Raw genomic sequence first — 15459 nt, forward strand, 5'->3', positions numbered from 1 at the left:
CGGCCAGGCAAAACTAGGACAACCCGAGAGGGTTGTCCTTTTGTGTTCTTCTCGCTATCCCATCAAATACTGATAAACCAAAAACGGCCCTTTTTTCATGGTACTGTCAAGGAATGAGGCAATAAATGGGTAATCATGATTGGGCATCATTTTCGTTAATTCACTCCACCACTCTGTTTCGTAACGGGCAATCATACTTAAGTTATACAGCAGCAGATAGTGAATTAGCAGTTCTGGGAAGTTGAGATAGATGCCTTTATTCAGTGGAATTGTCCAATGACTATTTTCTAAATTGAATTTCAATGGTGTGCTTTCTAAGTGAACCCCTTCGTTAATCGGTAGAGTAAGTCCCTCACTCTCAAATTCAACTCCTTTTTCACACTTCGAAGCAAAATACTCCTTAAAGCGGCTTTCTGTCATATGAAAGTAATTTAAAACCGTTTCAGGTACAACAAACTGTTCTCCTTGCTGCTGTAATGTGGCAAATGTCCTTTTTCTTTCAAGAAAAAAGAATAAATCATCCAGTTCTGGTATAAGCTGTAGTAATTCCTCCATCATGACTTTCTCCCCTTCTAAAGGTTTCATGTGGAACATTTTTTCCGACATGAAGGGGAAAAGTCCATTTTTTTGAAATTTAACTTCATCCTGAAAGAAAAGATAATTTTGCTTTTTCCTTTTTCTTGTTGAAACGCCATGTGCTAAGACAGCGGTTGTCTCAGGATAAGAAGGGTCAATGGATAAAATACAAGCTTTAATTAAATGGACAAGACCATAGAATAGTAAAATCGGCTTTAAAATTAGCGGGGATTTCTCTGCTTGTTCATAATATATTTGCCCATGTTCCAGATAATAAAGAAAGGCATAGCAATTTTCATAGCCTTTTTGTTCAGGATTATCCAGTTTCTGCTTCTGATAGCTAGTTTTTAAATAACGCTGGCAGTATTCTGCCGAAAAGAAACAGGAGAAGCTTTTCCAGTCTTTATATTGAATACCCAAGATCCAATCACCTTTTTCAGAAGAGTCAAATTAATAGTTATTCCTTGACAGTATTTTGTCCAATTGTTAACCTACAAACAATATATTTTTTTCCTGGAGGCCGTTAATATGTGGGAAAGTAAGTTTATAAAAGAAGGTTTGACGTTTGATGATGTTTTGTTAATTCCGGGTAAGTCTGATGTATTGCCAAGGGATGTAAGCCTAAAGGTAGAATTATCGCCATCTGTTAAGCTAAATATTCCAATCATAAGCGCAGGGATGGACACTGTGACAGAATCGGAAATGGCGATTTCCATGGCGCGCCAAGGCGGCTTAGGAGTTATACATAAAAATATGACCATCGAACAGCAGGCGGAGCAGGTGGAAAAGGTAAAACGGTCTGAAAGCGGCGTTATTACCGACCCATTTTTCTTGACACCGGAACACCAAGTATATGATGCGGAGCATTTAATGGGAAAATACCGAATCTCCGGGGTGCCAATTGTCAACAATTTGGAGGAGCAAAGGCTTGTTGGAATTATTACAAATCGTGATCTACGGTTTATCCAGGATTATTCCTTTAAAATTTCCGACGTGATGACGAAAGAAAACCTGGTCACAGCCTCAGTTGGAACCACATTAAAAGAGGCGGAAAGAATTCTTCAAAAGTATAAAATTGAAAAGCTTCCCCTAGTAGATGACCATGGCGTCTTAAAGGGCTTAATTACAATTAAGGATATTGAAAAGGTAATTGAATTTCCTAACTCTGCAAAGGACAGTAAAGGGCGATTATTAGCCGGTGCAGCTGTAGGTGTAACTAGCGACACGATGAAACGGCTTGATATGCTTGTCAAGGCGAATGTTGACGTTGTCGTCGTTGATACAGCCCACGGGCATTCTAAGGGTGTGTTAGACACGGTACGAGAAATAAGAAGCACCTATCCTAACTTGACGATTATTGCAGGAAATGTGGCAACTGCTGAAGCGACAAAGGCTCTTATCGAAGCAGGCGCCGATGTCGTGAAAGTAGGAATTGGCCCGGGTTCGATTTGTACAACGAGGGTGGTAGCAGGTGTTGGCGTGCCGCAAATTACCGCTGTTTATGATTGTGCTACAGAAGCAATGAAGCACGGAAAGACGATTATTGCTGACGGCGGGATTAAATACTCCGGTGATATCGTCAAGGCGCTTGCAGCCGGCGGGCATGCAGTTATGCTTGGCAGCCTCTTAGCAGGCGTTTCTGAGAGCCCTGGTGAAACGGAAATTTTCCAAGGCCGCCGCTTTAAAGTATACCGCGGTATGGGGTCTGTTGCCTCGATGGAAAAGGGTTCAAAAGACCGTTATTTCCAAGAAGATAATAAGAAATTTGTTCCAGAAGGTATTGAAGGCCGCATCCCTTATAAAGGACCATTGGCGGAAACGATTTATCAGCTGATTGGCGGACTCCGATCTGGTATGGGTTATTGTGGTACAAAGGACATTAATGACCTAAGAACAAAGGCACAATTTATTAAGATGACAGGCGCCGGCCTTAGGGAAAGCCACCCGCATGATGTGCAGATTACGAAGGAAGCACCGAATTATTCATAATAATAACCTTGTAAAACAGAGAAGCCCCGTCTTCTCTGTTTTTTTTGGTAAAATGGTCCTAAAAGAGAAACCAAATTGCAAAAAGAATCGTCCAATCCTCTGTCTATGATTTACTAGGCAGGTATGTTAAAATAACCAAAGTGATTAATTCTTGGAGGGTTTTAGAGTGAAAAAACATTTTTATCAGAAATGTGTTGCCAGTGCGCTGGCACTTATCATGTTTTTTGGTCTTTTTGCCGGGGTCGATCAAGCGAAGGCGGAAGCTGAAATAAATGTGAATGCAGACGGTGCGATAATAGTTGATGGAGAAACAGGTAAAGTTTTATACGAGAAGAATGGTGAGAGTTCACTTGGTGTTGCCAGTATGACGAAAATGATGACTGAATATCTTTTGCTTGATGCGGTGAAACAAGGGAAGGTGAAATGGGATCAGGATTATCCCGTCAGTGAACTTGTTTATAAAATTTCACAGCCTAGAGATTTATCTAATGTGCCCTTACGGCAGGATGGAACGTATAAAGTCCGAGAATTATATGAAGCAATGGCGATTTATTCTGCAAATGGCGCAACAATTGCCCTAGCTGAAGTCATTGCCGGTTCGGAATCAAAGTTTGTTAAAATGATGAATGAAAAGGCAAAAAAGTTAGGATTAAAAAATAGTAAATTTGTTAACTCAACGGGTTTAAATAATAAAGATTATCATGGGAAACATCCAGAAGGAACTGGGGCTGACGAAGAAAATCTGATGTCACCTCATGACGTCGCGACGTTAGCTTTCCATCTCATTAATGATTATCCGGATGTTTTAAAAACAGCCAGCACTCCAAGAAAGACATTTCGCGAGGGTACTACAGATAAAATTAACATGATTAACTGGAACTGGATGCTGCCAGAATTAGATTATGGCTATAAAGGGATGGATGGCCTCAAAACGGGAACCACAGATTTTGCTGGTTATTGCTTTACAGGTACAGCAGCCCGCGATGGAAAACGATTTATTACGGTTGTGCAAAATGCGAAGGATGCAAGCGGTAAAAACGATGGTTATCGTGCCCGCTTTGGCGAGACAAAAAAAATGTTGGACTATGCGTTTACCAATTTCTCAAAAGAAGAGCTTGTTCCTAAACATTATCAAGTTAAAGGACATACAACAATTCCGGTCATTAAAGGTAAAGAGGATCAGGTAAAAATTTATACGAAGTCAGCGATTGACATGGTTATACAAAATGGAGATAAAAAAAATTACCAAACTGAACTGGTACTGGATAAAAAGAAAATCAATAAAGATGGCGAGTTAACGGCACCAATTAAAAAAGGTGACAAAATCGGCTATTTAACGGTTAAACCGAAAAATGGTGATAAAGTCAGCTTCTTAACCGAAGAGGGCCAGAAGAAAGCTCAGGTAGATGTCGTTGCCGCACAAGATGTCGAAAAGGCAAATTGGTTTGTACTGATGATGCGCGGTATCGGCAATTTCTTCGGTGATGTCTGGCATGGGATTTCTTCTACAGTAAAAGGATGGTTTAAATAAACCATTATTGGAATATAGTAGAAAGGATTCTTGTCTTGACAGGAATCCTTTTTTGTTGCTTTAATGATTTTATGGGGAAAAATAATTCCGATTGATTGAGTGGGAAATTTCCTAGAGTACGCAAAGATTTTTCTTAAAATTAAAATAAAGGGGGATTTTAACAAATGATAACAGGTACAGATCTTGTAAAACGCGGAATGGCTGAAATGCAAAAAGGCGGCGTCATCATGGATGTAGTCAATGCGGAGCAGGCGAAAATTGCTGAGGAAGCTGGTGCAGTAGCCGTAATGGCTTTGGAGCGCGTCCCTTCAGATATTCGTGCAGCTGGCGGCGTGGCACGGATGGCAGACCCGAGGATCATTGAAGCAGTTATGGGTGCTGTGACAATCCCTGTAATGGCAAAGGGAAGAATCGGTCATATAGTCGAGGCACGCATACTTGAAGCAATGGGTGTTGACTATATCGATGAGAGTGAAGTTTTGACTCCTGCTGATGAGGAATTTCATTTAAATAAAAGAGACTATACGGTACCATTTGTGTGCGGCTGCCGTGACCTTGGCGAAGCTGCCCGCCGGATTGGCGAAGGGGCTTCAATGCTTCGAACGAAGGGTGAGCCTGGAACAGGAAATATTGTTGAGGCTGTCCGCCATATCCGCAAGGTAAACGCACAGGTGCGTAAGGTCGTCGCGATGAACGAAGATGAGCTAATGACAGAAGCGAAACTTTTGGGTGCACCATATGAGATTCTCTTAGAAATCAAGCGACTTGGTCACTTGCCAGTTGTGAACTTTGCTGCCGGTGGTGTGGCAACGCCTGCAGATGCAGCACTGATGATGCAATTAGGAGCGGACGGCGTATTTGTCGGCTCTGGGATCTTCAAATCGGAAAATCCTGCTAAATTTGCAAGGGCTATCGTTGAAGCAACTACACATTTCCAAGACTATAAATTGATTGCCGAGCTTTCCAAGGATCTTGGAACGCCAATGAAGGGAATCGAAATTTCTTCACTAGCACCTGAAGCGCGCATGCAGGATAGAGGCTGGTAAGATGATTAGAATCGGGGTTCTAGCACTACAAGGGGCAGTCCGTGAACATATGCGTTCTCTAGAAGCCTGCGGTGTTGAAGCGGTTGCTATTAAAAGAAAAGAAGAACTAAACGAAGTGGACGGGCTTATTCTTCCTGGCGGAGAAAGTACGGCAATGCGGCGTTTAATAGATAAATATGACTTTATGGATGCCCTTAAAGATTTTGCGCGCGTTGGAAAACCAATGTTTGGGACCTGTGCAGGACTTATCCTGTTAGCTAAAGAACTTGAAGGATACAGTGAGCCGCACATCGGTGTGATGGACATTAAGGTAGAACGCAACTCGTTTGGACGTCAGGTGGACAGCTTTGAGGCAGACCTCGCGATTAAAGATGTCGCGGACAGCTTCCCAGCAGTGTTTATCCGGGCGCCGCACATCGTTGAGGCAGGAGAGAATGTTGAAATCCTTTCTAAGCATAATGACCGCATCGTCGCCGCACGCGAAGGACAATTTCTAGGCTGTTCCTTCCATCCGGAATTAACCGATAATCATCGCCTTACTGCCTACTTTGTTGACATGGTTAAGGAAGCCAAGGCAAAACATCTTGTATAAGGTAGTTGCATTCGGTTAATAATTGTAGTAAATTATAAAGCAAATCAATAATGAAAAAAGCAATGAGAGGAACTAGTAACAAGTAACTTATTCCTAAAGAGAGCCGGTGGCTGGTGTGAACCGGTGGATGGTCTTGTGAATCCCTCCTCGAGCAAAGTATGGAACGCCCCCTAATTCGGTGGTCAGTAAGTACTTTCGGTAAAAACCGTTAAAAATTTTTTCGAGGTGGACTGATTTTTAGTCAACCAGGGTGGTATCGCGAGTAACTCTCGTCCCTGTTTTAGGGGCGGGAGTTTTTTGTTTTTAAAGCGGAAGCGCCTGATTAGACAATTTAAAAAGGAGTGTTGATCATGTTAGATATTAAAGTATTAAGAGCCAATTTTACAGAAGTAAAAGAAAAGCTGCAGCATCGCGGCGAAGATTTAACCGATTTCGGTCAGTTTGAAGAACTGGATCAGAGAAGACGTGAATTAATTGTTGAGGCTGAAAAACTTAAATCGAAGCGGAATGAGGTCACGCAGCAGGTTGCAGCCTTAAAGCGAGACAAACAGGATGCCGATCATTTAATTAAAGAAATGCGTGAAGTGGGCGATCAAATTAAAACGCTTGATGACGAGCTGCGCGGGGTAGAAGAGACCTTAGAGCAATTGCTGTTAAGTATCCCGAATATCCCGCATGAAAGCACCCCGATTGGTGAAACAGAAGATGATAATGTAGAAATAAAACAGTGGGGCCAGGTGCGCGAGTTTGAATTTGAAGCAAAACCGCATTGGGATGTCGCCGATCATTTAGGGATTCTTGATTTTGAACGCGCGGGCAAGGTTACCGGAAGCCGATTTGTCTTTTATAAAGGGTTAGGTGCCCGTTTAGAACGTGCCTTGATGAGCTTCATGCTCGACCTTCATGTCGATGAGCACGGTTATACAGAAATATTACCGCCTTATTTAGTGAATCGCGCCAGCATGACGGGGACTGGCCAGCTGCCAAAATTTGAGGAAGACGCCTTTTTGATTGAAAATGAAGATTACTTCCTGATCCCAACGGCGGAGGTGCCTGTCACCAACCTTTATCGTGATGAAATATTAAACGGTGATCAGCTGCCAATCCGCTATGCTGCCTATAGCGCATGTTTTCGCTCTGAAGCGGGTTCAGCTGGACGCGATACACGGGGGCTGATTCGCCAGCATCAATTCAATAAGGTTGAGCTCGTTAAGTTTGTGAAGCCAGAGGATTCATACGAAGAGCTTGAAAAATTGACCAATGACGCCGAACGGGTGTTGCAATTGCTGGAGCTTCCGTACCGTGTCTTGAGCATGTGTACCGGTGACCTCGGCTTTACGGCTGCGAAAAAATATGATATTGAAGTTTGGATTCCAAGCTATGGGACGTACCGTGAGATTTCTTCTTGCAGTAATTTTGAGGCATTCCAAGCGCGCCGTGCCAATATCCGCTTCCGCCGCGATCCAAAGGCAAAACCGGAGCATGTTCATACCTTAAATGGATCTGGCCTTGCGATTGGCCGCACAGTTGCCGCTATCTTAGAAAATTACCAGCAGGAAGACGGCAGTGTGGTGATTCCAATGGTATTACGTCCGTACATGGGCGGCCGTGCGGTCATAAAGCCAGAGTAAAAAACACTAAATTTCCGGATGGTTAGTCCCCGTCCGGAAATTTTAATAAAACTGTTTGACACTGTATAAAATATATGATATAGTATCATTTGTCGATACGGAGGAATACCCAAGTTTGGCTGAAGGGATCGGTCTTGAAAACCGACAGGCGGGTCATACCGCGCGGGGGTTCGAATCCCTCTTCCTCCTCCATAGCTTTTTACATTCGCGCATAAAAACTGGAGATAGAAATCCGTTACATTTACTTGTAACGGGTTTTTTTTTACCTAGGCTCTGTTATAACAGAATGTTGATTTCACTGTATTTGGAAAATAAACGGAAAAATTCCGTTTAAATTGGGAAATACCCATATTTCCTTAATAATAAGGGGAGTTTTTCCGTTTATATGATCCAAATCGTTGGAATTTGCCTAATTTAGAGCAGTTAATCGGAAAATCTCCGCTTATATCTGCTTCTAAAGCTTCCTCTATAGACATTAGCCGGAAAATCTCCGCTTATGAATGCTCATACCTATACGAAAATCAACAATGAATAATAACAGAGCTTTTACCTAAACAAAAACACCTGGCTTAAAAAGCAGGTGTTTTTGTGATGCTGAGGATTTCATTTAACTTTTCTTCTACCTCACGGCAAATGCGCAACGCATCGGCATTGCTGTTGACCACGTCTGTCGTATCCATATCAATAATTAATACTTCGCTGGCATCGTACTGATTCATGACCCACTCATCATAACCCTTCCAGACTTCGAAGTAATACTCCTTCAGTTCCGGGTTGATTTCGAAGCTTCTGCCGCGGGCCATGATCCGGTCAATCACCGTATCGAACGAACCTTTTAAGTAAACCATTAAATCCGGTGCTTTCTTTGGAAGTTCATTCAGTTCTTCCAACATGTTTTCAACAAGCTCTTCATAAATTTTAAATTCCAAATCAGAAATTCTGCCTAAATTTTTGTTCACATAGGCAAAATACCAATCCTCATAAATCGAACGATCTTGAATCGTATAAACAGGCTCTTGCCAGCTAACACATTCTTTAACCGTTTTAAAACGTTTATTTAGAAAAAATAACTGCAAGAGAAAGGGAATTCTCTTCGCATCTAATTCCTCAGGTGTCAGTTCATAATAAAGCGGGAGAATCGGGTTATCATCGACCGCTTCGTAAAACACCTTACTTTCGATTCCTTTATTTTTAAAGTGGGCATTCAAGGTGTCTGCCACACTTGTTTTTCCTAGACCAATCATACCACCAATAACGATACTCACTAACATCCCCCTGTTCTATAATGTTTTTGACCAGCTGCAAGTTTTTAATGATGAAGATAACTTTTGAAAAATATAGTTTAAATCCTGTTCGCTTTTGACAAAATCCAATTCATCGCCGCTGAAGCGGAGAACAGGGATTTCTGGATGTTCCTTTTCAAAAATCGCCATGGTATTTTCATAGTCAATTGATAGCTGTTCTAGATATAAGGGGCTGATATTCTTCTCTACTTCGCGCCCTCTGATTTTAATTCGTTTCAACAGTGTATCTAAGCTGGCATTCAAATAGATGATGACATTTGGTTTTGGCATATCCTCTGTTAGGATTTGATAAATCTTGTAGTACTTTTCGTACTCTTCAGGATTTAAGCTTCGCTGCGCAAAAATCAAGTTTTTAAAAATATGGTAGTCCGCAACAACAGACTTGTTTTGACTTAAGTAATGGGTATTGATATCCCCTAATTGCTTAAAGCGATTGCAGAGAAAAAACATCTCCGTTTGGAAACTCCATTCCTCAATATTTTCATAGAATTTCCCTAAGAAGGGATTTTCATCAACAATCTCTTTTAATAAAGCAAAATTAAATTGTTCTGAAATGGCCTTTGCGAGCGATGTCTTTCCTACACCAATCGGCCCTTCGACGGTAATAAAGGGTGTTTCCCCCATTGCAAGTCCTCCTTCGTAAGCTGCCTGCACTCTATGTTTCACCAGATTACCTGGATTTTAAATTTTTCTTAAAGACACAAAGCTTATTTTATCATAATCTCTAACAGGAAGGGATATGGAATATTTAGAAGTAGCTCATTTTATGTCAAAAACATGAAAAAACTGCCGAATGACGGCAGTTTGTGTCACAAAAATTTTTTTATGTCTAGCGCTTCCGCTTTTCTAAGTTTCCCTTTTGGTTACGTTGAAATTGTCGACGATTAACAGCCAATTTTGCGGGAAGGCTAAACCTAGTTTCCAATAGCTCATTCCCCTAATATTTAACTCTTTGATTAAATTAAATTTTGCCTGGATGGAGCGGGCATCTTCAAACCAAACCTCATGCTGCTTACCACCGCCATCGGTATATTTGAAGAAAGGCGCCTGTGATTTGGTATCATATTGAATTGGGACGTGATGTGTTGCTGCCAGCTGAATGGCTTGCTGCGGGCTGACAGCTTTTGCCACCGTACCTTGAACAAACGGAAGTGTCCAATCATAGCCATAGAGATTTTGTCCCATCAGAATTTTATTCGAAGGCATTTCGGTAATGGCATATTCCAACACCTTCCGCACGGGATCAATCGGTGAAACGGCCATCGCCGGGCCGCCGCTATAGCCCCACTCATACGTCATAATCACGACAAAGTCAGAGATTTCACCGTGGGCCTTATAATCATGGCCTTCATACCATTTTCCCTTTTGCGTGGCACTCGTTTTTGGGGCAAGGGCTGTCGACATCAGCCAGCCTTCGCTTTTAAAGCGCTGCTTCGCCTTTCGTAAAAAACGATTGTAGGCCTCACGGTCGACAGGACGTAAAAACTCAAAGTCAAAATGAATGTCACGGAATCCGTATTTTTTGGCGGTTGCGACGATATTGTTAAGAAGTTTATCTTGAATCGCCATATCGGTTAAGAGGATGCGGCCAAGTTCATCGCTAAATTGATCATTCTCCTGATTGTTAATCACCATCATTAACACATTGCGGTTGGCCTTGGCGATCGTCGGAAAGTTATTTAGTAATGGTTCTTTCAATGTGCCGTCACGGAGGGCCTGGAAGCTGAAAGGAGCTAAATAAGTAAGATAGGGTGCAGCCTCCCGGGCGCTGTTTTCCAAGACAGGAACAACCGTCGTCCCGCGCGGCTCAACATACGCATTAAACTCGGCATTTCGTTTCTTCGCTTCAGGAATGTAGAGACGGAGGCCTACATTCAGCGGCTGATTTGCGTTAATTTGATTAATGCTGGCAAGCTCCTGGTAGGGGACGCCGACCCTTCTAGCGATGGAGTATAGAGAATCTCCTTGCTGCACGAAATAAAAATGGCCAATGATGGGGATGACAATCGACTGTCCGACGACAAGATTATTTGAATTCGGCAATTCATTTGCCTCGGTAATATGCTTAACGGTTGTATGGTAGGTGTTAGCAATCGTCGTTAATGATTCATTACTTTTTATCACATGGATTTGCATCCGGATCCCCTCCTAACAAAATGCGCTACAGCTATTTTATGAGGGCGGGCGGGAATAAATGATATAATGTTGATAAATTTCGATGACTGGACAAAAAGGAACAAAACCATTTTTTTTAGGCGGTGGTATTCCCATGACGTTTGAATATGACGATGACGAATATTTTATGAAGGAAGCAATAAAGGAAGCAAAAAAGGCAGAAGAGCTGGATGAGGTGCCAATCGGAGCAGTCCTGGTTATCGATGGAAAAATTGTTTCCCGAGCACATAACTTACGGGAAAGTGAACAAAACGCTGTCGCGCATGCTGAACTGCTCGCCATTGATCAAGCCTGCCGTGAATTAGGCTCTTGGCGTCTAGAGGAAGCAGTCTTATATGTCACCCTCGAGCCCTGTCCAATGTGCTCAGGGGCAATTATTTTATCAAGAGTCAAACGGGTCGTTTATGGTGCCGAGGACCCAAAGGGCGGCTGTGCCGGGACATTAATGAATCTTTTGCAGGACGAGCGTTTTAATCATCAAAGCGAAGTAAGCAAAGGAGTAATGGAAACAGAGTGCGGCCAGCTGCTGTCGGACTTTTTTCGAAAAATAAGAGACCGGAAAAAACGTGAGAAACAAGCAAGAAAAGAAAAAGATTTATAGTTTTTACATAAATTTACAGTCGATAATGATTGCTTTTTTCCGAGAAAGTTTATATACTAAGAGAGTGTCAGATAAAGACACACTAAACTTTGGTATCAACTTTGCCGTGCTAGGTGGGGAGGTAGCGGTGCCCTGTACCCGCAATCCGCTCTAGCGGGACTGAATCCCTTCTCTGAGGCTGTTCGTCTGTAGGGTCTGCCTTAAGTAAGTGGTGTTGACGCCCGGGTCCTGCGCAATGGGAATCCATGAACCATGTCAGGTCCGGAAGGAAGCAGCATTAAGTGGACGCTCCCATGTGCCGCAGGGGTGCCTGGGCCGAGCTAACTGCTTAAGTAACGCTTATGGGCGACAGTCGAAGGAAGGTGCACGGCAGTTATAGTACATAAATTAACTCATCTCAGAATTTGAGGTGAGTTTTTTTGCGAACCCAGACGATTCATTTTGTAAAAAGGAAATTGAATACGTTATAATAAAGAAGATGAAAAATTTGAAGGGGGCAATGTCCAATTGGCTTATCAAGCTTTATATCGTGTCTGGCGGCCTCAGGACTTTATTGATGTCGTAGGGCAGGAACACGTGACAAAGACATTGCAAAACGCCCTGCTTCAACAAAAAATTTCACATGCTTATCTTTTTTCAGGGCCAAGGGGAACAGGCAAAACAAGCGCCGCTAAAATTCTAGCGAAAGCGATTAATTGTGAACGGTCCCCTGTTTCGGAGCCTTGCAATGAATGTGCGGCCTGCCTTGGGATTACAAATGGAACAATTCCGGATGTATTAGAATTTGACGCAGCTTCAAACTCGCGTGTTGAAGAAATGAGAGATGTTCTCGACAAAGTCAAATTTGCCCCCACTGCCGTAAACTATAAGGTCTACATCATTGATGAAGTGCATATGCTATCGATTAGCGCCTTTAATGCCTTGCTAAAAACATTAGAAGAACCGCCGAAGCATGTCATCTTTATCTTAGCTACAACAGAACCCCATAAGATTCCATTAACGATTATCTCAAGATGCCAGCGTTTTGATTTTAGACGGATTACCGCAGGGGCAATCGTCAATCGGATGAAATTAATTGTCGAAGAAACCGGCGTTGATTGTGAGGAGCGGGCCTTGCAAATGATTGCCCGCGCCGCGGACGGCGGAATGCGCGATGCGTTAAGCCTATTAGATCAAGCGATTTCTTACAGCGAGGACCGGGTAACGGTTGAAGATGCGCTCACGGTAACGGGCTCAGTCTCACAAGGGTTTTTGAATAGATTAGCCAATGCCTTCCAAGCAAGTGATGTGGCAAGTGGGTTAGCAGCACTCGATGAGTTATTGTACCACGGGAAAGACCCGGCCCGCTTTATTGAGGATTTCATCCTATTTTACCGTGACATGCTTCTATTTAAGACTGCACCAAATCTTGAAGAATCGCTTGAAAGAGTCATGCTTGATGATGAGTTTCGGATGATGGCGGAGGCCATCCCGATTGAACAAATTTATCAGCTTATCGATCATTTAAATAAAACACAGCAGGAAATGCGCTGGACAAACCATCCAAGGATTTTTCTTGAGGTGGCGGTTGTGAAACTGTGTCAAATGGAAGCAAAGCAGACAACACAACCACAATCGGGGGATATAGGCCAATTAATTGCAAGAATCGATCAGCTTGAAAGTGAACTGCAGCATTTAAAGGCAAATGGAGTGGCGGCAGCTCAGCATGATGCTCCGCCGCAGCCGCAAAAGCCATCACAGAGAACATCAAGAAAAGGGTTCCAGCCAGCAGTTGGTAGAATAAACGAAGTATTAAAGCAGGCGACCAAATCAGATTTAAATTTAATTAAAGCAAATTGGGGCGAAATGCGGGCCAACTTAATGAAGTCTCATGCCGCCCTGTTAAATGAAGCTGAGCCAGCAGCGGCATCAGACACAGCATTTATTTTAAAGTTTAAACACGAAATGCTCTGCCAAATGGCTATGGATAAAAGCGATTTTCTTGAAGCAGTTACCGCTGCATTATATAAACTAACCGGTAAAAGGTTTTTACTGTTAGGCGTTCCAGAGGAGCAGTGGGCTGCCATTCGAGAAAATTTCTTAAACAGTCATCATGGTGAAGAAGGAATGGATAGCGGTACGAAAAAGGAAGAAGAGCCTCATATTTTAGAGGCAAAGAAATTATTTGGTGCTGAATTTGTAGAAATTATTGATTAATTAATTGGAGGTAGTAATGATGCGTGGTGGAATGGGAAATATGCAAAATATGATGAAGCAAATGCAGAAAATGCAAAAGAAAATGGCTGAGGCACAGGAACAATTAGGCGAAGAGAAAATTGAAGGAACTGCCGGCGGTGGAATGGTAACAGTCGTCGTAACGGGCCATAAAGAAGTGGTTGATGTCATAATTAAACCAGAAGCAGTTGACCCGGATGATGTAGAAATGCTTCAGGATCTTGTTCTTGCTGCTGTCAACGATGCCCTTAAAAAGGCAGAAGAGCTGACAAATAACACAATGGGGCAATTCACTAAAGGGATGAACTTACCGTTTTAAATAGAAAGCGGAAGCGCCGCTAGGCGCTGGAGCTGGATTAATAATATGTTTAGCAGGGGGGCTTAGGTGCTTCGAGGTGTTTCATCTCTTGGTGTCAGGCACCCTTGCTTTTATTAGAGAGGAAAAATAAAAATGCACTATCCAGAACCGATTTCGAAGCTGATTGACAGCTTTATGAAGCTGCCAGGTATCGGTCCAAAAACGGCCGCACGCCTGGCCTTTTATGTTTTAAGTATGAAAGAAGACACCGTGCTTGATTTTGCCAAAGCACTTGTGAATGCCAAGCGCAATCTAAGCTATTGTTCCGTTTGCGGCCATATTACGGACCAGGACCCTTGTTATATTTGTGAAGATCTGCGACGGGATAAGAGCATACTATGTGTAGTCCAGGATCCAAAAGATGTCATCGCAATGGAAAAAATGAAGGAATTTAACGGTTTATACCATGTCTTACATGGAGCCATTTCGCCTATGGACGGGATTGGCCCAGAGGATATTAATATCCCTGATTTGCTAAAACGCCTGCAGGATGAAACCGTCCAGGAAGTGATTCTAGCGACAAATCCTAATATCGAGGGTGAAGCGACAGCCATGTATATCTCTCGCTTGTTACGGCCGTCAGGGATTAAAACAACGAGAATTGCTCATGGGCTTCCGGTTGGCGGAGACCTTGAATATGCGGACGAGGTTACCTTATCCAAGGCTATTGAGGGCCGGCGCGAAATATAAACAAGAAGAAGAACCGGAGGAATGGATGATGTTTTTTCGGCGGACAGGGCGGCTCAGAAAAGAATATGATGAAAAGCTCTTAGCCCAGTTAAATCAATTTAAACAGCATTGGCAGCAAGAAAAATCGCTTTTGGAAATAAGCTTCGATCCTTCTGAAGAGGTAATTTGCCAAACAAAGGTCGCTGAAGCAAAATATATCTTTCTCTTAAGAGAAGCGAAACAGCGGAAAGTAACCTTCTATAGAGCCTAATCAGCTATTTCTTTTTCTTGGGTCTAATCTTTACAACTTGTACATATGTTGTAAGTAAAGCGACTTAAGAAAGGGGATAGCTTTTTTGGAACCAATTTTCGTTATTTCTATTCTAGGAGTGCTCATTCTTATATTGTTATTCACTGGAGCCCAATTTAAGCCGGCCCGGTTTGTCGGCCAAGCAGCAATAAAATTAGTAATCGGAGCATTACTATTATTTTTCTTAAATGCTGCCGGTAATCGATATGGAATTCATGTGCCCATCAATTTTGCCACATCCGCTGTTTCCGGTTTTTTGGGTATTCCCGGCTTGTTTGCATTAGCAGCTATCCAACATTGGGTAATTTAGCTTGAATTGCCGCTGAATAACAGCGGTTTTCTTTTTTTTGAAAAACATTTTAAAAAAGTATTGACCTAACTATTAAGATGCTGTAATATATGAAAAGTCGTCACTGAGACGGCGAATAACAAATGAAAAAAGTTGTTGACTTTCAGTTGATAG

General features: G+C 42.5%; 15 protein-coding genes, 1 tRNA gene, 1 other RNA gene and 1 other annotated feature. Of the genes, 13 read left to right on the top strand and 4 right to left on the bottom strand.

Annotated elements, in window-relative coordinates:
* Nucleotides 1-54: 54 nt before the first annotated feature.
* Nucleotides 55-996 (bottom strand): YaaC family protein, encoded by a 942-nt coding sequence (locus BANVL01_RS25455; RefSeq protein WP_082805149.1) that lies wholly within the window; start codon nt 994-996, stop codon nt 55-57.
* 108 nt (nt 997-1104) lie between these two features.
* Here BANVL01_RS25455 and guaB point away from each other — a divergent pair, with 108 nt between their 5' ends.
* The 6 genes from guaB to BANVL01_RS25485 all read left to right on the top strand — a co-directional run bounded on the left by guaB (nt 1105) and on the right by BANVL01_RS25485 (nt 7557).
* On the top strand, nt 1105-2565 hold the full coding sequence (gene guaB, locus BANVL01_RS25460) for an IMP dehydrogenase (RefSeq protein WP_066094414.1): 1461 nt from the start codon (nt 1105-1107) through the stop codon (nt 2563-2565).
* Nucleotides 2566-2782: 217 nt separating this feature from the next.
* Nucleotides 2783-4096: a serine hydrolase gene (locus tag BANVL01_RS25465; protein WP_172800917.1), complete on the top strand. Its 1314-nt coding sequence runs from the start codon at nt 2783-2785 to the stop codon at nt 4094-4096.
* 164 nt (nt 4097-4260) lie between these two features.
* Nucleotides 4261-5142, top strand: a complete 882-nt coding sequence (gene pdxS / locus BANVL01_RS25470; RefSeq protein ID WP_066094420.1) for a pyridoxal 5'-phosphate synthase lyase subunit PdxS — start codon at nt 4261-4263, stop codon at nt 5140-5142.
* Between the two features lies 1 nt (nt 5143).
* Complete coding sequence (gene pdxT / locus BANVL01_RS25475) at nt 5144-5734, top strand: pyridoxal 5'-phosphate synthase glutaminase subunit PdxT (RefSeq protein ID WP_066094423.1); 591 nt, start codon at nt 5144-5146, stop codon at nt 5732-5734.
* Between the two features lie 53 nt (nt 5735-5787).
* Nucleotides 5788-6014, top strand: a binding site (T-box leader).
* Nucleotides 6015-6084: 70 nt separating this feature from the next.
* The gene (gene serS / locus BANVL01_RS25480; RefSeq protein WP_066094426.1) at nt 6085-7365 is read left to right on the top strand and encodes a serine--tRNA ligase; all 1281 of its coding nucleotides are present in this window, start codon (nt 6085-6087) and stop codon (nt 7363-7365) included.
* Between the two features lie 99 nt (nt 7366-7464).
* A tRNA-Ser gene (locus tag BANVL01_RS25485) sits at nt 7465-7557 on the top strand.
* 377 nt (nt 7558-7934) lie between these two features.
* Here BANVL01_RS25485 and BANVL01_RS25490 read toward each other — a convergent pair.
* The 3 genes from BANVL01_RS25490 to BANVL01_RS25500 form a co-directional block, all read right to left on the bottom strand.
* Nucleotides 7935-8636 (bottom strand): deoxynucleoside kinase, encoded by a 702-nt coding sequence (locus tag BANVL01_RS25490; protein WP_218010690.1) that lies wholly within the window; start codon nt 8634-8636, stop codon nt 7935-7937.
* A 9-nt stretch (nt 8637-8645) separates the two neighbouring features.
* Nucleotides 8646-9293, bottom strand: a complete 648-nt coding sequence (locus tag BANVL01_RS25495) for a deoxynucleoside kinase (RefSeq protein ID WP_066094432.1) — start codon at nt 9291-9293, stop codon at nt 8646-8648.
* A gap of 222 nt (nt 9294-9515) precedes the next feature.
* The gene (locus BANVL01_RS25500) at nt 9516-10805 is read right to left on the bottom strand and encodes a glycoside hydrolase family 18 protein (protein WP_066094438.1); all 1290 of its coding nucleotides are present in this window, start codon (nt 10803-10805) and stop codon (nt 9516-9518) included.
* A 133-nt stretch (nt 10806-10938) separates the two neighbouring features.
* Between BANVL01_RS25500 and tadA the strand changes: the two genes are divergently transcribed.
* The 7 genes from tadA (at nt 10939) to BANVL01_RS25535 (ending at nt 15306) form a co-directional block, all read left to right on the top strand.
* Nucleotides 10939-11445, top strand: a complete 507-nt coding sequence (gene tadA / locus BANVL01_RS25505) for a tRNA adenosine(34) deaminase TadA (RefSeq protein ID WP_066097158.1) — start codon at nt 10939-10941, stop codon at nt 11443-11445.
* 104 nt (nt 11446-11549) lie between these two features.
* Nucleotides 11550-11815: signal recognition particle sRNA large type (gene ffs, locus BANVL01_RS25510), an RNA gene on the top strand.
* 137 nt (nt 11816-11952) lie between these two features.
* On the top strand, nt 11953-13641 hold the full coding sequence (gene dnaX, locus BANVL01_RS25515) for a DNA polymerase III subunit gamma/tau (protein ID WP_066094443.1): 1689 nt from the start codon (nt 11953-11955) through the stop codon (nt 13639-13641).
* Between the two features lie 16 nt (nt 13642-13657).
* The gene (locus tag BANVL01_RS25520) at nt 13658-13978 is read left to right on the top strand and encodes a YbaB/EbfC family nucleoid-associated protein (RefSeq protein ID WP_180321548.1); all 321 of its coding nucleotides are present in this window, start codon (nt 13658-13660) and stop codon (nt 13976-13978) included.
* A gap of 132 nt (nt 13979-14110) precedes the next feature.
* Complete coding sequence (gene recR / locus BANVL01_RS25525; protein WP_066094450.1) at nt 14111-14707, top strand: recombination mediator RecR; 597 nt, start codon at nt 14111-14113, stop codon at nt 14705-14707.
* Nucleotides 14685-14957, top strand: a complete 273-nt coding sequence (locus BANVL01_RS25530) for a YaaL family protein (RefSeq protein WP_439951363.1) — start codon at nt 14685-14687, stop codon at nt 14955-14957. The genes recR and BANVL01_RS25530 overlap by 23 nt, the downstream gene beginning before the upstream one ends.
* A gap of 85 nt (nt 14958-15042) precedes the next feature.
* Nucleotides 15043-15306, top strand: a complete 264-nt coding sequence (locus tag BANVL01_RS25535; protein ID WP_066094455.1) for a pro-sigmaK processing inhibitor BofA family protein — start codon at nt 15043-15045, stop codon at nt 15304-15306.
* The last annotated feature ends 153 nt before the right edge of the window (nt 15307-15459 follow it).

The sequence above is a fragment of the Neobacillus novalis NBRC 102450 genome, from assembly GCF_001591805.1.
In the GTDB taxonomy this organism is placed as follows: Bacteria; Bacillota; Bacilli; order Bacillales; family Cytobacillaceae; genus Neobacillus; species Neobacillus novalis.